This window comes from Mucilaginibacter gossypii (assembly GCF_017569325.2).
Taxonomy (GTDB): Bacteria; Bacteroidota; Bacteroidia; order Sphingobacteriales; family Sphingobacteriaceae; genus Mucilaginibacter; species Mucilaginibacter gossypii.
Genome location: NZ_CP071878.2, coordinates 4994174 through 5013488 on the forward strand (window position 1 = coordinate 4994174; position 19315 = coordinate 5013488).

Below are 19315 nucleotides of genomic sequence, written 5' to 3' on the forward strand. Positions count from 1 at the left end.
GCTAAATTATTTTAAAAGGTTTAATACAGTGTTTACCTGGTTGCCGGTAACGGCCTGCTGGAACAGGGCATTTGAATAGGCATATTTGGCCTGTACATAGTCAGTTTCGGCGCGGTAAAGGATATTGAGCGCGGCGTTAAGCTCAATGATATCGGTTAGCCCATTTTTGTATAATGACAGCTTTTGCCGGTACCCGTCAGAAGCCGCTTTAAGCTGATTGGGGATCTCAACCAGGCGTTCGCGGGCGGTTTGCAGCTCCACGCCCGACCGGTTTGCATTGACCGCCAGCAATTGCTTTTGCTCATCCAGCTTTTTCCGGGAGTAATCGGTATTGGCACGTTGTGTCCGTAATTTTAACTGGCGGCGACGGATATCAAACAGGTTATAGGAAACACCTATACCTACCAGGTAATTATTCCTGTCGAACCCCCATCCGCTGCTGAGGCTGTTAAAATGGTCGTTAGCATCAACACTTGATCCCCTGCCCCAAACGGCGCCTTCCAATAATATTTTAGGATTGTAGCTTTTTTTGACGAGTGTTTCCCGCTGCAAACTGTTTTGATATACCGATTTATAATAATTGATCAAGGGATGATTGGTGGTGTCGATAACCAAAGGGTCGAGGCCGGTTGCGGTATTGATAAGATTTGTTTCGGCAGCGGTATCGGGTACTATTGTCTGATAGGGTAAGCCGCTGACAGCCGAAAGCTGTAACTGTACCTGCTTCACCTGGTTGTTAAGTTCGATATAGTTCAAACGGGCTTTTGACAGTTCGGCCTCGGCAATGCTGGTATCAACGCCTGCCCTTACCCCACTTTTGGCGAGCGACTGTACCGACCGGCGGATCTCCTGATTGCGTTTTATGTTCCGCGCCTGGATGGTGAGGAAGTTTTCCAGTTCCGTCAGGAGCAGGTAATTGCCAATGGCATAAGCCTGCAACTGATATTTGGAATCAGCAAACTGGTTTTGCTGTACCTGAATATCAGAGTTGGCTACTTTATTTTGAGCGCTATAGGCACCAAAATTATAGATCTCCCAGTCGAGCGCGGCTACCCCAACGTTGGCTGAAACGGTGGTGGTATTGCTTTCCGGCCGTACCCCCCTGGAGTTTGAAGGAATGATACCAAAGCCAAAATACGGGCCGGCAACATTGTTGTTAGTGCCATAATCTGCCTGGTAATTTAGTTTCAGGTTAGGGAGCCAGCTGCTCCTGGTTTCAGCGGCCTGGGCTTGCCTAACCGCTATAGCTGCCGAATCGGTTAGCAATGTGGGTGCGTTTCGGTTCACGCTGTTGAGCAGCGTTTTTAAACTAACCGGTGTGTTACCTTGTTGCTGCGCATAAGTACAGGCTGTTATTAGCAAGCCTATAAACAGGCAGCAGGACTTCTTTGAAATTCGCATATCTTGATGTACGGAATATGCTTACCGGGAAATGCCCGCACACTGATCGCTACAGATCAGTAAGTACTGCAAAAAATGCCGGTAAACGATGGATAATTAATTGAAAAAATGATCGATGATGTATCTAAAGGCAGAGCGCCTTTAATCAGTCAAATCAAATGCGAAAAGTGCAAAGGGAAAGATAGGAGTATCGATACCCGGGTATAATCCTGAAGTTTCGGATTAATTGCTTCGGATTTAATTTCCATAGCTCCAATGCAAAAAACAGCAGGATAAAACTGCCTACAACAGCGCTGATCAAATCGGTAACAGACTTTTTCTCCTCAAGGGTTGATTTGTCTGGTCTTTGAACGTAGCTTGATTCGCTGAAGCTGCTGTGCAGGTTCTCCATCTTTCGTTTAAAAACCGAATTGAATCCTGTTGAACGTGTACGGCCCGACTGCGTTAAGCGGGGAAGAAAAAAAACATGACTGCTCGCGATGACCAAATAAAAGGCCATTACCGATAATATCCGCAACGATCTCAAAAATTCAGTATTTCGCTTATTCAACATATTGCTTATGCTGTACAAAAATGAAAAAAATAACTTAATTGTTTTGCAAAAGTATTGTTGCATTTATATTCTGCATACCGGGATGAGGAAACTTCACTACTATTAAGTTTAGGCAGGCCCCCCGCCAGGTCATTATCCTACCCTTGATGGCGAACCAAGCCTCAAACTTATTGCAGGAATGCGGTTGCATCAACCCTGACGAATTGCGGCTTTATTAACTACAGTGTGCCATTTCGAAAGCTTATTCATCAGTTCATCAAGCTTTACAGGCTTACTCAGGTAATCATTCATACCGGCCTGCAAGCAATCCTGTTCATCGCCGGCCATGGCGTTGGCTGTTAATGCAATGATAACAGGCTGCTTAATGTTTTCTTTACGGATTACACGGGTAGCCTCAAGCCCATCCATAACAGGCATCTGCATGTCCATTAAAATAAGCTCGTAATCGTTTTGGTACAGGGCCTCTATTGCTTCGAGCCCGTTTTGGGCCATACCCGGCTTATAGCCCATTTTGTTTAAAATGTGTTTAATAACGTGCCGGTTAACCTCATTATCTTCGGCAATGAGGATATTGAAGGGATATTTATCACTAAAATCAACCGAAAGCTTGCTCTTAATTTGTTTATCATCGTTTTGGACCGATTTATTCCTGAGTGCCATAAAAACCTGTTTGCCCAGCACCTGTTGTTTTATCGGCTTGCTCATAACAGAGGTAAACAGCATTCGCTGATCTTTTATAAATTCTTCGCCAACCGAGCTTAGCAGTATAATAGGAATGTGGCTGTACCCTTCCCTGATGATGCGGGCCAGCATAACCCCATCCATTACGGGCATATTCATGTCGGTAATAACCAGGTCAATGTCTTTGTTTCTCTGCAGGATCACTAAAGCCTCGGCGGCAGACTCTGCCGGTACCGATTTAAGGCTCCAGTTTTCAAACTGGCGGTTTAAAATAGACAGGTTGGTATGGTTGTCATCAACTATAAGAATCTTTTTGCCGCGCAGTTCCTCAAGATCAAAACTGGCAGGCTGCCGGTGGGAAATCTCGCCGGGATAGGCGTTTATGGTAAAGAAAAACCTGGTACCGGCACCAGGCTCGCTTTCAACGCCTATACTGCCCCCCATTAGCGCTACAAGCTTTTGGCAAATGGCCAAACCTAAACCGGTACCTCCGTATTTGCGTGTAGTAGATGAATCGACCTGCGAAAATGCCTTGAACAGCCGGTGCAGCTTATCATGCGGAATGCCTATACCTGTATCCCAAACATCAAATCTTAATTTCAGCAAGCCATCAGATTGTTTGTCAACACAGCTAACCTTAATACCAACCTCACCTTTCTCCGTAAATTTTATGGCGTTGCTTACCAGGTTTATAAGCACCTGTTTAAGCCGCAGCGGATCGCCGATGATACCCGGCGATATATCTTCGGCAATTTCATAAACCAGGTCGAGCCCCATTTGTCCGCCTTTAATGGCAAACATATCCATCACATCTTCAATACATTGCCTTAGGTTAAAATCATCCTGTTCAAGATCAAGACTACCTGCTTCTATCTTTGAAAAATCAAGAATATTATTGATCACATGGATAAGCGTTTCGCCGCAGCTGATGATGGTTTCGTTAAACATACGCTGCTCATCACTAAGCTCAGTTTCATTCAATAAAGCCGACATCCCGATAACCCCGTTCATAGGCGTACGGATTTCGTGGCTCATGGTGGCCAGGAAAATACTTTTTTCCTGGTTAGCCTGATCAGCCGCGAGGCGTGCCTTTTGAAGTTCCTGGTTTGAATAGTTTAATTCCTGGTTTGCAGCTGCCAAAACCTCCTCATTATGTTTGCGCTCGAGCGATAACTGGGCTTCCCGCTGCAGATCGGCCATTTGCAGGGTTTGTACTATTCTTAGTTCATTATACTTGCGCAACTGATAGGCCCAAAGTCCGCATATGAACATGATAACCCCGGTAAGCAACACATGTATTATAAACGTTTGAAGGTCAAAGTAATTGAGCTGGGTAAAAAATATGCCGCCATAACCAATATCCTGCAAATAACTAAAAACAGCATGGTGTACAATAACAACTAAAAGCAATGGCAATTGTAGCCTCCAGTTTTGGTAGGTGATCAGCAGCGCACTCGAAATAAAAGCAAAAAAGTGCATCTCAAACAAGCCGTGCATCTGGTAAATATACTGGGCCATAAAAATACCTAATACAGCTGCCAGCACATATTGGTATAAGGAAGAATTAGGCAGGGCTATTTTAGCAGTATAGTACGCCAACAGGCACAGGCCGCCAACGCCAAGGGCAATGAGCCATGTATCATAAAAATAGGCCAATGCTAAACCAACTACAAAATGCACAGGCAGGAAATAATCCATCAACCTGTCTGAGCGGTCTTTGATCTCGGTTTGAAAATTAATGTTTTGAACTATGTCTGCGGTCACTATGATTGATATTTAGGGGTAATATTAATTATGACAGTCGGGCAGTCGACAGCCGTATGAGGTTAATGCAAGTTTATTAAATGTTAAGCGTGTATTGTTGTTCAATAAACCGTTGATAGCTACTTTGGCGAAGCTTGTTTTTTCGTCGGTACAGTAACGGCTTACGTTATAATTGCCGCGGTAATACAGCTTGCTGCCTGTATCAATAAGGGCAGCCTGGGGTGTAGAGTAAACCCCGCAGGCTTGAGCAACCGAGGGATCAAATATCACGGGGAGTTTCATCCCAAACTTGTCCTGGATTTCGCTTTCAGTGAAGTGTTTATTGCTCATAATCACAATGGCAAAATTCACCTGTCTGCGATATTGCTGGGCAATAGCCTTAAACTGTTTGACATTAAATCTCGAACAGGGACAATCCGGATTAAAAAAGTGCAGAAACAGCGGTTTACTACGATCCTGATAGTGCCTGGGATTGATGGATACTACCGTACCCCGCTTTACTACTTTATAGTTTTTTGGTACAGGAGTAGGCAACTGGTATTGCAGCTCATTATACCAAAATAAAGCGCCAACAGCGATTAAAAGTATCATGAGCCAACCAATAACTAACGTTTTTTTCATTGTACCAAAGGTTGGCATACTTCAACAGAACAACTGAAAATCAGCACAAAACCATCTGTAAAAATAATTGTTTTTAGTGTATAAAAAACACTTTTTCAGTATTTTAAACATACAGGTTTTAATTTAACCGTTGGGTAAATCCTTCCTTAATCTTTAATTAAGCAAACGAATAGCCATTCAGTTATTTGACAGCCTGTTTTTTTCTTCTTTCGGTTAGGTAACGACGCAGGGGGATATCGTAACCTATCATAACCAGGTAAGCAAATGTAACTAATACAACTAATCCGGGTATAATGATATACGCCAGGTGAACAGCATCGGGTTTATTTGCCGCATAATAATTACCAAACATCCACATTACTGCATAATGGGTCATGTATAAAGGATAGGAGATATTCCCCGAAAAAACACATATTTTACGTAAGCTGTTGTTAAGAACAGCACCTGCTCCCAGCGAAACCATTAACGGGAAATAAATGATAACTATAAAAGGCTCGGAAAGCCAGTTCCATATTGAGAACGGAGACAAGAAAGCCAGCATCAATAAAATAGAAAGACCGATAAAACCAAGCTTATTTTTGACGATAAGGTTATAACGGTAAACCAGCAAACCAGCAGTAAAAGAATAAGCTATACGTACACCTCCATCCCAGAAAGTTCCGCCGCTCCAGCCACCCATTAAATTACCTGAGTGAGCTGCCACATAGCAAATACCTACAGCAGAAATTGCAGCAAGGACAATCAGGTAGCGTCGCTGAAGGCGACAAAGCACAAGTGCATAAACAATGTTAGCTACATATTCCCAAAACAATGACCAAGCAGGTGCATTAAACCCAAACAAGTTAAAATACCGTTCATTCATAGTCGGGTTAGGAATCATTAATATGGAGCTGAGAAATAATAGTAGTATACTGCCCGCACTACGGGCTATGGGTTGGGCATTAAATGGATCAAATATAAACCCTAACAAGCCCAATACCGAGCCAAAAACAACCAACGGGTGCAGCCTGATCAACCTCGATTTGAAAAATTCCTTTATGCCCATTTTACCGACCCTGTCGTCATAAGCATAGCCAATAACAAAGCCCGACAGGCAAAAGAAAAAATCAACCGCTAAAAAGCCATGACCTATAAAATCCTTACTGTAATCGGAATAAGCAATCTCCATAAAATGGAAAGTAACAACTGCTATAGCAGCTATGCCCCGCATGCCGTCAAGAATTTCAAAATGCTGTTTGGTTTTAAGGATGGCGGGATTTAGTTTTTCCATGCGCTATATCGATTTATCTGGTATCCAGGTAAAGAAAGGAAAATTTAACCGTATGTTCAAACTATGCGCTTAACAGCCAAACTGGGTGAGGTGATGGTCAATATGTTTATAAAACATATTGCTCCATTCGGTAATGGTTAAGGAGCCAAACGAATGCGACTCGCGGCCATCAAAAGCTTTTTCGCCCAGCTGCTGTGTTTTTTGGATGTAGGCTATCAACCTGTTTTTTTCGGTATTGAAACCCCTTTCGCCGGTAATGAGAAATGCAGGCGCTGTAGGGTTGTTGTGTTGATATGGTGTTTCGCTCACCACCTTGTTTTTAACCACCGTTTTCAGGATGAGTTTCATGAACAAGCCGGGTTTGGGGTGCTTATCTTCATACACCATTTCGTACGTTACACAGCAGTGTGCCAACATTTGTGCCACGTTCATTTTACCCCACCCCGGTGAGGTTTGAGGCGTGAGCTTGTTGATCCGGCTGATTACATCATCAGCTACCTGTGCAGTGAAAATATTGGGTAAGGCCATGAGAGAAAGATAGGTATTTTTATACAGAGACCTATTACATGTATATGTAGTTTAAACCGGAAAATCTGCGAAGCGGGCGATGCATTAGATGCCGCCCAACAAAAATTCCCGATATGAATTCCGATCTTAAAAAAAAATAAAAAATATTTTTTTCATTTTGTCCAATCTGCTAAGCACGGTTGTCATTGGGTTTTAACAACATAAATTTAAAACAAAATGGAACAGAGAATCAGCATGTGGGAAAAAGGCCAAAATGCCTTAAAACCATTATTTGGTATTAATACCTATCTTAAAAAGTCACCCCTTGAATTATCTCTTCGTGAGTTGGTAAATTTCAGGGTATCGCAGATCAATAAATGCGCTTATTGTCTTGACATGCACTATAAGGATGCACGTGCCAAAGGCGAAACCGAACAACGTTTATATGGCCTGAGCGCCTGGGAAGAATCACCTTATTATACCGACCGTGAAAGGGCCGCCTTCGCCTGGGCCGAAGCCGTTACCGCCTGCCATGTAACCGACGAGGTATACAACATAGCCAAGGCGCAGTTTAGTGATGAAGAACTGATAGACCTTACGCTGTCCGTTACCACCATTAACACCTGGAACCGCATCAACCTATCGTTCCCAAATACGCCCGGCACATACCAGGTTGGCCAGTTTGCATAAACAGCTTATATTAACGCCATTAAAACATAGCCTTATGAATGAGTTTTTGTTAGTGATCCACAGGGATCTGAAAAGTAAAGATGCCAGTCCCTCGCCCGAACAAATGCAGGCAGCTATAAAACCTTTCCAGGATTGGATAGGCGGCATCGCGGCCCAAAACAAACTGGTTGGTGCTCCCAAACGCTGGGATGGCGATGGCCGGACAATTAAGCAAAATACCGTGATCAATGGTCCTTATGCCGAAATTAAGGAATCGATAGGCGGGTTGTTTATAATCAGGGCCGAAGATTACGATGAGGCAGTTGAAATTGCCAAAGGCTGCCCCATATTGCAATGGGGGGCCACCGTTGAAGTACGAATGGCTGTGCCTGCCGTATAAAATAAAATGCCTTTGTACTTTTGCAAAGGCATTTTTATTTTAACCTATGCAACCCCAAGAACTTTTACCTCACCTGTTCCGCACCGAGTACCGGAAAATTGCAGCAGTGCTTTGCCGCCTTTTTGGTATTGAACATATTGAAATTGCCGAAGATATTGTGAGCGACACCTTCCTTTCAGCCACTGAAAATTGGAGCCTGAAAGGTTTACCTGATAATCCGACGGCATGGCTTTATACCGTTGCAAAAAATAAAACCAAAAATTACCTGAAACGGGATACGATTTTTAAGCAAAAGCTTTTGCCCGAAATAAAATATACTACCGACAGCACAGGCGAAATAGAGATCGACCTGTCTGCCAAAAACATAGCTGATAGCCAGTTGGCCATGATCTTTACGGTTTGCAACCCGGTTATTTCGGCCGAGTCGCAGGTAGCGCTTGCCCTTAACCTGCTTTGCGGTTTTGGCGTACAGGAAATTACCGATGCTTTTTTAGCAAACAAGGAGGTGATATACAAACGGATAAACCGCGCAAAGGAAAAACTGAAAGAAGCCGGAATCCAGATCCAACAGCCAAACCTTAGCGAGATCGGCAACCGGCTGGAAACTGTTTTAACAACCATTTACCTGCTGTTTTCTGAGGGATATTACTCAATCTCCCAAAATGTCACCCTCCGTCGTGATCTTTGTGCAGAAGCTATGCGGCTTAATTACCTGCTTATTGAAAATCCGGCCACCAATACCCCTGCCGTAAATGCACTTTTTGCGCTGATGTGTTTCCACGCGTCGCGGTTTGAGGCCCGCACCAATGATCATAGTGAAATGATCCTTTATGATGATCAGGATGAATCACTTTGGGACAGGGACCTGATCAACAAAGGTATCCATTACCTGAACCAGGCTTCAACCGGAACTTCAATAACTAAATATCACCTCGAAGCCGGCATTGCTTATTGGCATACCTTTAAGGAAGATGCTGCCGAAAAATGGGAAAATATATTACAGCTATACAATAGCCTCCTCATGCTGGAGTATTCGCCCATCGCCGCGCTGAACCGGACATTTGCCCTTGCCAAAGCCAATGGAAAACCGGCTGCAATAGCCGAAGCCGAAAAACTGAACCTAAGCAATAACCACTTTTATTTTTCGCTGCTGGGCAACCTGTATACCGGCATAGATAATCAAAAAGCCTTACAGCATTACGAAACAGCTATGAACCTGGCTACTTCTGCAAATGATAAGGCAACTATGGCGGAAAATGTTGAGCGGTTAAAAAACTTGCAGGAATAGCCTTTTCACAATAGTTGAAAGGGTATTGGTTCATGCATACCGCAAAGCTATTGGCATATTTACAACGATAGTGAATTTAAAGCCGACCGGACACCGAATGAATAATTGTCGTCATTTATGAGCTTTTAAAAACACACAATCCTTTTACAAAACAAACTTTGGTAAAATTCAATTAATCACCTATTTTTGCTGCAATCATATACATAACATCATGGGACACCATAAAGAAGAAAAAGAAAACTTTGATTACATATACTATTTGGTAGGATTAATCTCTGGCTTATTTGTAGGCGGTATTATTGAAAAAGGCTTTACCTGGATTTTTGTAGGTGGTGTTTTAGGGTTGTTAACTGCTGCTGCATATATCGCCGTGTTAGTTCGTGGCCGTAATGAAGAGGCCTGATCCTGACCTCCCTTCATTCATAAAAAATTGGAACCAGTTTTACGGCATTGTTGCCGCGTGGCTGGTTTTTTTAGTTTTAGTATTCTGGCTCATTACCAAATTCTTTGAATGAGTTTAACCGACTGGATTGTTTTAGGCCTTACCATATTTTCTATAGTGCTTTATGGCATATGGAAAAGCGGCAATAATAAAAATATCGACCAGTTTTTGATGGGCAGCCGCTCATTGCCCTGGTACCATGTAGGCTTATCGGTAATGGCTACCCAGGCAAGTGCTATTACCTTTCTTTCGGCGCCGGGCCAGGCTTATTCAGACGGAATGCGTTTTGTGCAGTTCTACTTCGGGCTGCCCCTGGCCATGATCGTACTTTGCATCACCTTTGTCCCCATTTTCCATCGCCTTAAGGTTTATACTGCTTACGAATTTTTGGAACAGCGTTTTGATCTGAAAACCCGTGCACTCACATCGTTCCTCTTCCTGGTTCAGCGCGGCCTTTCAACCGGCATTACCATTTATGCTCCGTCTATCATCCTCTCAACAATATTAAATATTAATACGGTTTACACTACACTGTTTATAGGCGGGCTGGTAATTGTTTATACCGTTTATGGCGGTAGTAAGGCTGTGTCATATACGCAGCTATTACAAATGAGCATTATTTTTACGGGGATGTTTTTGGCAGGAGTATTGGTTGTTTACCTGTTGCCCGGCAATGTAAGCTTCATGAGCTCGCTCAAAATGGCAGGTAAAATGGGCCGCATGAACGTGATAGATTGGAAATTCGACCCCAATAACCGTTATACCGTTTGGAGCGGATTGATCGGGGGCTTCTTTTTACAGCTTTCCTATTTTGGTACAGATCAAAGCCAGGTTGGCCGTTATTTAACCGGCAGCTCGGTAGGGCAAAGCCGCCTCGGGCTAATCATGAATGGCCTGATCAAGATCCCGATGCAATTCCTGATCCTGCTGATAGGGGTGCTGGTTTTTGCGTTTTACCAGTTTAACCGCCCGCCAATGTTTTTTAACCAGTATGAGGTTAAACAAATTCGAAAAAGCGTTTACGCTGCGGAATACGACCATCTCAATCAGCAATATGACCAGGCTTTTGAGCAAAAAAAGATCAAGGCTAACGAGTTGATAAAAGCCATCGACAGCAAAAATGAAGACCGGATCAGTTATGCCAAAGATCAATTAAAGGTGGCCGACACTAAGGCCCGCCTCATCAGGCAAAACGCCATTGAACTGATGAAAAAAAATAACCCCAAGGCCGATGATAACGATACCAACTACGTATTCCTTAGCTTTGTTACCCAGTATCTGCCTAAAGGCTTGATAGGATTACTGATAGCCATTATTTTTCTCGCATCTATGGGCTCAACCGCCAGTGCTTTGAATTCCCTGGCTTCAACAAGCGTGGTTGATATTTACAAACGAATTGTTAATCCCAACGCCACAGATAAGAATTATTTAAATGCATCGCGCCTGGCAACGGTGTTCTGGGGCCTGGTTTGCATTGGGATGGCCCTTTACGCCAGCCGCATAGGTAATCTGTTAGAAGCCGTAAACCAATTGGGCTCTTATATTTACGGAACCATCCTTGGAGTGTTCATAGTAGCCTTCTATCTTAAAAAAATAAAAGGGACTGCGGTATTTATAGCGGCAGTTATAACGGAAGCTATTATTTGTATCCTGGGCTATTTTGATGTAATCGCTTATTTGTGGCTCAATGCTATCGGTGCTGTTTTATTGATTGTGATTGCACTGTTAATTAGTGCAGGAGCCCCCTCTAAATCCCCCCCGGTTGGGGAGACTTTCTGAATATTATCAATTCATAAAAGAAAATCGCCATTTCGTATAAAAAACAGCGATTTTCTTTTTAAAGCCCTCCCTTCCGGGGAGGGTTGGGTGGGGCTTAGGGCTATCGCTTAGCCTGATCCAGGGCTTCCTGGTTTAAGCGGGCGTATTCTTCATCTTTGTCGGCGTTGGCCAAAGCGATACCGGCTTCGGCAGCGGCAATTGCGCCAGCTTTATCGCCTTTACGCAGTAACAAACGCGATTCCCAAAGCTTATACCATGGGCCTTTAGGCTCAATTTTTTCAGCTTCGTAAACCCAGCCAAGGGCTTTATCAACGTCTTTATGGTTTTCGTAGTAGTATTGTATGGCGTTGAAATAGTATGGTTTGCGGTCGCCTTTCATCAGCTCATCAATATTGGCTGTGATTTTGGCGTCGTCATCAGTTTCCATGTGGATATAGGCCGCGGTTTTGTCCCAAACCAAAACAAGGTCGGTTGATTTGGTAGTTGTATTAACAAAAGCCATAGTAAATGTTTCGCGTTTTTCGCTCACGCGGATTGGCTTGATATTAAAACGCAGAAAATCCTGGTCTTGCTTGTAGCTGTATGCACCCCATTGTTTTACAACTTTGTTTAAGATGATAGTCCATTCGCCTTTAGTTGGGATGCTGAATAGCGAATAAGTGCCTGCAGGTACAGGGTTACCTTCAATTACAACTTTTTCGGTAAAGGTAATGGTAGTAGCAGCGTTGGCACCGGTGCGCCAAACTTCGCCGTAAGGGATAATGCCCCCGAATATTTTGCGGTCTTTAACATTTGGACGGGAATAAGTGATGGTTATTTTCCCTAATCCGAAATCCTGGATGATGGTTTGAGTTGAGCTGGCCTCAGGTATGCGGGGAATCTGGGCGTATGATTTTGAGCTAAAACAACAGCACGCTATCAGCATACTGAACAGGAGTACGTAGGTTTTTTTCATGATTATAGTTTTCGAATCTAAGATACCAAATGTTTTAATGCAGATATTATTGTGTATGACGTAAAAATATTTTCAAGGTTTAGGCACCTTCAATGTAAATACGGAATAAATGAAGGCCGCGTTGCTGTAAAGCTAAAATTGCCAGCGCTTTATTACCTTTGCACTCATGATTGACGTTATATTAAAGAAGGGTAAAGAAAAAGCCGTACTTCAAAGGCATCCCTGGGTATTTTCAGGGGCGATTGAAAAAGTAAAGGGCAAGCCTGCCAATGGCGATGTGGTTCGCCTCATGAATACACAAGGCGAATTTATGGCCTATGGCTTTTATAACGACCAGTCGAGGGTGACTTTACGTTTACTGGAGTGGAATAAGGATGTGCAGGTAAATGAAGCCTGGTTTCGCGAAAAAGTAGCAACCGCGGTTAAAAGCCGTAATAACATATTGGCTAACGGTACCAATACCTGTCGCTTAATTTTTAGTGAATCGGATTATCTGCCGGGGCTAATCGTTGATAAATATGCCGGCCATTTGGCAGTGCAGGTACTTACCTCGGGTATTCAAAATGTAATGCCCGTTATTATTGATGAACTAAAAAAATTGCTCAATCCCGAAAGTATTTCGGATAAAAGTGATAATGCTTCACGTGCCCACGAAGGGCTGGCCGAAGCTGAAAATAAAGTACTTGCTGGCAGTCCGCCGCCTGAGCTGGTTGAGGTGTTAGAAAACAACGTTATTTACGGTATCAATATCACCGAAGGCCAAAAATCCGGCTTTTATTGCGATCAGCGCGATAATCGTCATGTGTTGGCTGTACATACTAAAGATAAAAAGGTACTGGACTGCTTTTGTTATACCGGCGGCTTTACGTTGAACAGCCTTAAAGAAGGCGCCGCATCAGTAACCAGTGTAGACAGCTCGGCGTTAGCTATTGAAACGCTGGCCGAAAATATCAGGCTAAATAAACTGGATGCAACCAAACACACGGCTATTAAATCCGACGTGAATGTACAGTTGCGCAAATTCAGGGATGAGGGCGAAAAGTTTGATGTTATCGTGCTCGATCCTCCTAAATATGCGCCATCGCGCTCGGCACTCACCAGGGCTTCGCGTGCTTATAAAGATTTGAACCGTTTGGGTATGCTGCTGCTTAACGAAGGTGGCTTGCTGGCAACCTATTCCTGCTCGGGTGCTATGGATATGGAAACCTTTAAACAGGTAATTGCCTGGGCCGCGCTTGATGCGGGTAAACAGGTTCAGTTTATCTACCAGTTCCATCAACCCGAAGACCACCCGGTACGTGCTTCCTTCCCCGAAGGCGAGTATCTGAAAGGTTTGCTTTGCAGGGTGTTTTAGTCGCCCCCTAACCCCCTAAAGGGGGAACTTTTGTGGAAGGCCTGTTTTGCTATGCAAAACAGGCCTTCGGCGTTTAACGCTGCCGCGGGCTTTTAAGTGCGAAAAATAAACCATGTCATTGCGAGGCGCGGAACGGGAATGAGCGAGGGTGCGACGTGGCAATCGCATGCTATACAGGGCGGCCTTGCTTTCGTGCGATTGCCGCGCTATCGCTCGCAATGACATGTTTTTTGTTCATTTCATAAACCGGTCATTATGCGCGCCACAGGCTACGCTATCGCTAAACCAGCGACAGTTTTCCTTTAGTTAACCTTCCAACCGCTTAAAAAAGCGGTTAATTTTTGTGCGGTTAATAAAATTTTAGCCCTATTAACCCCTTTTTTAACCCTTGTTTTAATACCACCCGCTATATCATTGCTGTGCCAAATGGAAAGCATGATATGTATTGAACGGGTTTAACCATCCCTGTTTAATGCTTTTGCTTCCCTTTTTGGCAAGAGTTATAAACCCATTAACCAATTATTTATGTACGAAAATTTTACCAATTATGATGGGTGCCATCGCATCCGTTATCGTGCTAAAATCAAAGGAGTATTGCAGTGCTGCATTACCGCACTTTTGTTTTTAGCCATGTGTACTTCGGCTTTTGCTCAGGGCAGCAAAATAACCGGTGTAGTAAATGACGAGCATGGGCAGCCCCTGCCCGGCGTAAGCATTAAGCTTAAAGGTACGCCTAATGGTACAACTACCAACGTTAACGGCCAGTTTAACATCAATGCCGAACCAAGCCAAACGCTGGTTTTCACTTTCCTGGGTTACGTTGCACAGGAAGTAAATGTAGGTAATCAGAAAAGCATCACCATTAAGCTTCAGCCAAACGCCACCAACATGAACGAGGTGGTTGTGGTAGGCTATGGCACCCAGCGTAAAGCAACGGTGACCGGATCGGTTGCATCGGTTACCAACAGCGAAATCGTAACTACTAAAAACGAGAACGTGCTGAATATGCTTGCCGGTAAAGTGGCTGGTGTTCGTATTACTCAGAACACGTCTGAGCCGGGATCATTCAGCAATGCCTTTGATATCCGTGGTTTTGGTAACCCGCTGGTAGTTATTGACGGTATCCCCCGCGATAATATCAGCCGCCTTGACCCCAACGATATCGAAAGTGTTTCGGTATTGAAGGATGCATCGGCCGCTATCTATGGTGTGCGTGCTGCAAACGGCGTGGTTATCGTAACTACCAAAAAAGGTAAAAAAGGCGCAGTTGACCTTAACTACTCTGGTACGTATGGCTGGCAGATCCCATCGTATATGCCAAAGCCTGTTGGCGCTGTTGATTTTATGACATTGGTTAATGAGCAGCTTTTGCACAACGTTAACGGCGGACAGGTAAAATATACCGATGCTGATTTTGCAGCTTACAAAAACGGCACAAAAACCAGCACCGATTGGTATAGCCCTGTTTTTGCTAATAGCGCTCCCCAGCAACAGCATAACCTGAATGCAACTGGCGGTACCGATAACAGCAGCTATTTTGTTAGTATGGGTATCAATGATCAGGACGGCTTTTTCAAAAGCGGCGACCTGAACTACAAGAAATACAACCTGCGCTCAAACCTTACCACCAAAATCAATAAAAACCTAACCATTGATGTAAACCTGAGCGGTACGCTTGAACAAAAAAATCAACCTTACCAGGATGCATGGTGGATCATACGCTCCTTTTGGAGGCAAGTACCTACTCAAAGCATCTATGCCAACAACAATCCGGCGTACCTGAATAATGGTGAAGTTGATGGTTCAAACCCTGTTGCAATGGCCGATGCTAATGTTGATGGTTACAAACAAATTGCCAATAAATGGTTACAGTCTTCGGTATCTGCAACGTACAATGTGCCTTTTGTACCGGGTTTAAGTGCTAAGGGCTTGTATAACTATGATTACTATTTCTCAAGTAATAAAATTTATCAGCGCTCATATAACCAGTATAATTATGATGCTAACAGCAATTCTTATCAGGCTATAGCTAACCAAACACCGGGCTCGCTTACCCGCCAGTTTTATGAAAAGCCAAGCACTTTAATGCAGCTTTCGTTAAACTATGCCAAGCAGTTTAAAGGTGGCCACAACATTAGTGCATTAGCACTTTATGAAGAAGGTGAACAAAAAGGCGATAACTTTAATGCGCAACGTCAACTATCGCTTCCTGTTGATCAGCTATCGGCAGGTAATGCCTTAAATCAAACTGCAACGGTTGATGGCGGCTGGCCTTATGATTATGTGAACAAATCATTTGTTGGTCGTGTAAACTACGATTACAAATCTAAATACCTGGTTGAGTTTAGCTTCAGGGATGATGGCAGTTCCAAAAATTCTCCCCTTAAGCGTTGGGGCTTTTTCCCGGGTGCATCGGCAGGTTGGAGAATCTCACAGGAAAACTTCTGGAAGAATACATCAGCCCTTTCTTTTATCGACGACCTGAAGATCCGTTTATCATATGCTAAACTGGGTGATGACGCCGGTCTTAACGCTTACCAATACCTTACCGGTTATAACTACCCTGCCACAGGTGACAATAACAGGTTGCCTCCGGGGTCGGTATTTGACGGTACTTTTGTTAACGGCGCACAAAGCCGTGGCATCGCCAATCCTTACATTTTCTGGTATGTTGCTAAAACTTATAACGCAGGTATCGACTTACAAGCATGGAACGGGTTATTAGGCTTAACTGTTGATGCTTTCAGGCGCGATAGAAGCGGCTTGCTTGATACCCGTGCCGATAACCTGCCGGGTGTAGTAGGCGCAGGTTTACCACAGGAAAATCTTAACAGCGACCGTGCTCAGGGTTTCGATATCGAGATAAACCATCGTTACCATATAGGCAGCTTTAACTATTTTGTTAAAGGCACATTCGGGTATACCCGTACACAATGGATTAGCAAGGTTCACTCTGCTTACGGTAACTCACAACTTAACTGGCATAACAACAACGACAATCGTTACAATAACATATTCTGGGGTTTTGGTGCCAACGGCCAGTTTCAAAACTACCAGCAAATCCTGAACAGTCCGCAGTTTGTATCACGCAACGCAGTAGTTGGTGATTATATTTTGCAGGACTGGAACGGTGATGGTGTAATCAACGATCAGGACGTGCACCCGATAGCACAAAACGTAAGTAACAATAACTACAGCGTACCTTCAACTACATTTGGTTTAACGCTGGGCGGTTCATACAAAGGTTTTGATATCAATACCGTATGGCAGGGAGCTGCGGGTATTAACGTATCCTACATCGAACAGTTGAACATCCCGCTATGGGGTGGCGGCAGTGCCCTATCTATGTTCATGGACAGGTATCACCCAACCGATCCTAAAGCCGACCCCTATAATCCTAACACCGTATGGACCCCGGGCACTTTTGCCCTTACCGGTACAACAGCTAACACCAACTCACTGTCAAATATCCACAGTGCGGCTTATGTGAGGTTAAAATCTGCTGAGATTGGCTACAGCATTCCTGCAGCAGCTGCCAAAAAGGTGGGTATTAAAGGTGCAAGGATCTTTGTTAACGGGTACAATATTTTAACCATTACAGGCTTGAAATATCTTGACCCTGAACACCCATCGGCCAACTATGGCTATTTATACCCCTTAGATAAAATTTATTCAATCGGTGTAAATGTTAAACTATAATCCATTACAGATCATGAAAAAATACACATATACAATATTGGCTTTTTTACTTTGCTGGACAACGGCATGTAAAAAGCTGGATACCCTGCCCCCAAGTATTGTTAAAGACGATGACGTTTTTGCAACAGCCGCGGGAATTCAGGCCTACATGTCAAGGCTGTACAGCGAATTGCCTATTGAAGACTTCAGATATTCGCCCGAAAGAGGTTTAAATATGTTCTGGATCATCAGCCCTACAAGCGCCACCACCGACGAGGCTTTAAGCCGTGATCAGAACGGGTCAATGCAGGAAAACACAGGCCTTTCAACCTGGGGCGATTGTTACAGGGTTATCAGGGATGCTAACTATTTTGCTGAAACCTTGCCTAAATATGCAAGCAACTTTACCAGCGATCAGGTAAATAACTGGTTAGGTGAAGCAAGGTTTGTGCGTGCTGCTACATACTTTGCATTGGTTAAACGTTACGGTGGTGTGCCGCTTGTTGATAAAGTGCTTAACTATCCGGAGCAAAGCATCGAAGAACTGAAAATACCTCGTTCGTCTGAAGAAAAGATCTATGACTTTATCGGTACTGATCTGGATTATGCTTATACCAATCTACCTGAAACTAACCAGACAGGCAGGGCCAGCAAGTATGCGGCTGCCGGCTTCAAATCAAGGGCAATGCTTTACGCCGGTACAGTAGCTAAATACAACCAGATTACATTGGTTGATGGCAGCGGCAACAGGCTTTGTGGTATCCCGGTTGCAAAAGCGGTTACTTACTTTAAAGCAGCTTATGACGCGGCGGCATTGCTTGATGGCAAATACAGCTTATACAAAAAAGCATGGGCTGCGGGCGATAAAAACGCGCAGTACCTAAACTACGTGAATATGTTTTTTGATGCATCAAGCCCTGAAAACATATTTGTTCGCCAGTATCACTATCCTGAATCGGTACATGGTTATGATGCCTACAACGTACCCCGCCAGTTAATGGGCGCTAATGGTTACTCGTCTGAAGTTAACCCTACGCTGGATTTTGTGGAGATGTTTGACGGTTTTCCTAAAAATGCTGATGGTACTATCAAAACTACAACCGGTGGCAAATACGATTTGTACACCAACACCATGGATATATTTGCCAATGCCGAGCCAAGGTTAAGGGCAACCGTGGTTTTGCCGGGTGATGTAATGAAAGGTGTAAGCATCGAAATCCGCAGGGGTATTTATACCGGTAGTTCAGCAGGTGGTATCAGTCCGCTGTTGCCTGCAGGCTCAACTGCTCATTATCCTACTGATAATATTGTTCAATCGGCCAACGCCAGCCAAACTCCGTATAAACTGCCAAATGGTACAACCATGAACCCTGCCGGTTTAAGCGGTTATTTCACCGGCGATGGTACCAATTCTGTTTCCGGGTTCTCTATCCGTAAATACATCGTACCGGATAAGCCAACATCTGAAGTATTGGAAAACCGTTCTGATCAAACCTGGATTGAGTTGCGTTACGCGGAAGTATTGCTTAACCGTGCCGAGGCTGCTGTAGAGTTAAACGCATTAGGCCAATCGGATAAAAGCTATTTACAGGATGCCTTTACCCAGATTAACGCTATCCGTGAACGTGGTGGTGCCGACCTGTTAACCGGTACAGCCAATTTAACTATCGACGTAGTTCGTAAAGAGCGTAAAAAAGAGCTTGGTTTTGAAAACAAACAATACTGGGATATGCGCCGCTGGCGGGTTGCCGATAAAGAGCAAAACAGTACAATATATCGTACGTTGATGCCTTTCTATTCGGCTAATGATGGTAAGTATTTCTTTGATGCCCGTTTAGACGAACGTAATTCAAGGTACACTTTTGACGTGCGCTGGTACTACGAGCAGATTCCACAGGGCGAGATCCAGAAAAGCCAGAATTTAATTCAAAATCCGGGTTATTAATTTAAAGA

General features: G+C 43.9%; 15 protein-coding genes. 8 read left to right on the forward strand and 7 right to left on the reverse strand.

Features of this window, described 5'->3' with window-relative positions; translation table 11 throughout:
- Positions 1 to 6: 6 nt before the first annotated feature.
- The 6 genes from J3L18_RS20855 to J3L18_RS20880 form a co-directional block, all read right to left on the reverse strand.
- A complete protein-coding gene (locus J3L18_RS20855) occupies positions 7 to 1401 on the reverse strand; it encodes a TolC family protein (protein WP_129569855.1) in 1395 nt (464 codons plus the stop codon).
- Positions 1402 to 1555: 154 nt separating this feature from the next.
- Entirely contained in the window at positions 1556 to 1792 is a 237-nt protein-coding gene (locus J3L18_RS20860) for a hypothetical protein (protein ID WP_129569854.1), read from the reverse strand.
- A 351-nt stretch (positions 1793 to 2143) separates the two neighbouring features.
- Positions 2144 to 4399 (reverse strand): response regulator, encoded by a 2256-nt coding sequence (locus J3L18_RS20865; RefSeq protein WP_129569853.1) that lies wholly within the window; start codon positions 4397 to 4399, stop codon positions 2144 to 2146.
- 24 nt (positions 4400 to 4423) lie between these two features.
- The gene (locus tag J3L18_RS20870) at positions 4424 to 5020 is read right to left on the reverse strand and encodes a DUF6436 domain-containing protein (RefSeq protein WP_129569852.1); all 597 of its coding nucleotides are present in this window, start codon (positions 5018 to 5020) and stop codon (positions 4424 to 4426) included.
- A 181-nt stretch (positions 5021 to 5201) separates the two neighbouring features.
- Entirely contained in the window at positions 5202 to 6290 is a 1089-nt protein-coding gene (locus tag J3L18_RS20875) for an acyltransferase family protein (RefSeq protein ID WP_129569851.1), read from the reverse strand.
- A gap of 69 nt (positions 6291 to 6359) precedes the next feature.
- Complete coding sequence (locus J3L18_RS20880; protein WP_129569850.1) at positions 6360 to 6818, reverse strand: DUF1569 domain-containing protein; 459 nt, start codon at positions 6816 to 6818, stop codon at positions 6360 to 6362.
- A gap of 216 nt (positions 6819 to 7034) precedes the next feature.
- On the opposite strand from J3L18_RS20880, the gene J3L18_RS20885 reads away from it, so the two are divergent.
- The 5 genes from J3L18_RS20885 to J3L18_RS20905 all read left to right on the forward strand — a co-directional run bounded on the left by J3L18_RS20885 (position 7035) and on the right by J3L18_RS20905 (position 11375).
- Entirely contained in the window at positions 7035 to 7487 is a 453-nt protein-coding gene (locus J3L18_RS20885; protein WP_090531050.1) for a carboxymuconolactone decarboxylase family protein, read from the forward strand.
- A gap of 34 nt (positions 7488 to 7521) precedes the next feature.
- On the forward strand, positions 7522 to 7866 hold the full coding sequence (locus J3L18_RS20890; RefSeq protein ID WP_090531052.1) for a YciI family protein: 345 nt from the start codon (positions 7522 to 7524) through the stop codon (positions 7864 to 7866).
- 46 nt (positions 7867 to 7912) lie between these two features.
- Positions 7913 to 9154 (forward strand): RNA polymerase sigma factor, encoded by a 1242-nt coding sequence (locus tag J3L18_RS20895; RefSeq protein WP_091172811.1) that lies wholly within the window; start codon positions 7913 to 7915, stop codon positions 9152 to 9154.
- A gap of 211 nt (positions 9155 to 9365) precedes the next feature.
- The gene (locus J3L18_RS20900; protein WP_090531057.1) at positions 9366 to 9557 is read left to right on the forward strand and encodes a hypothetical protein; all 192 of its coding nucleotides are present in this window, start codon (positions 9366 to 9368) and stop codon (positions 9555 to 9557) included.
- Positions 9558 to 9665: 108 nt separating this feature from the next.
- Entirely contained in the window at positions 9666 to 11375 is a 1710-nt protein-coding gene (locus tag J3L18_RS20905; protein WP_129569849.1) for a sodium:solute symporter family protein, read from the forward strand.
- Positions 11376 to 11475: 100 nt separating this feature from the next.
- Here the strand turns inward: J3L18_RS20905 and J3L18_RS20910 are convergent, their stop codons facing one another.
- On the reverse strand, positions 11476 to 12330 hold the full coding sequence (locus tag J3L18_RS20910) for a DUF2911 domain-containing protein (RefSeq protein WP_129569848.1): 855 nt from the start codon (positions 12328 to 12330) through the stop codon (positions 11476 to 11478).
- A 166-nt stretch (positions 12331 to 12496) separates the two neighbouring features.
- On the opposite strand from J3L18_RS20910, the gene J3L18_RS20915 reads away from it, so the two are divergent.
- From J3L18_RS20915 to J3L18_RS20925, 3 genes are all read left to right on the forward strand, one after another.
- Positions 12497 to 13684, forward strand: a complete 1188-nt coding sequence (locus J3L18_RS20915; protein WP_129569847.1) for a class I SAM-dependent rRNA methyltransferase — start codon at positions 12497 to 12499, stop codon at positions 13682 to 13684.
- A gap of 525 nt (positions 13685 to 14209) precedes the next feature.
- The gene (locus tag J3L18_RS20920; RefSeq protein WP_129569846.1) at positions 14210 to 17383 is read left to right on the forward strand and encodes a SusC/RagA family TonB-linked outer membrane protein; all 3174 of its coding nucleotides are present in this window, start codon (positions 14210 to 14212) and stop codon (positions 17381 to 17383) included.
- 13 nt (positions 17384 to 17396) lie between these two features.
- Positions 17397 to 19307, forward strand: coding sequence for a RagB/SusD family nutrient uptake outer membrane protein (locus J3L18_RS20925; protein ID WP_129569845.1), 1911 nt, complete (start codon positions 17397 to 17399; stop codon positions 19305 to 19307).
- Positions 19308 to 19315: the final 8 nt, after the last annotated feature.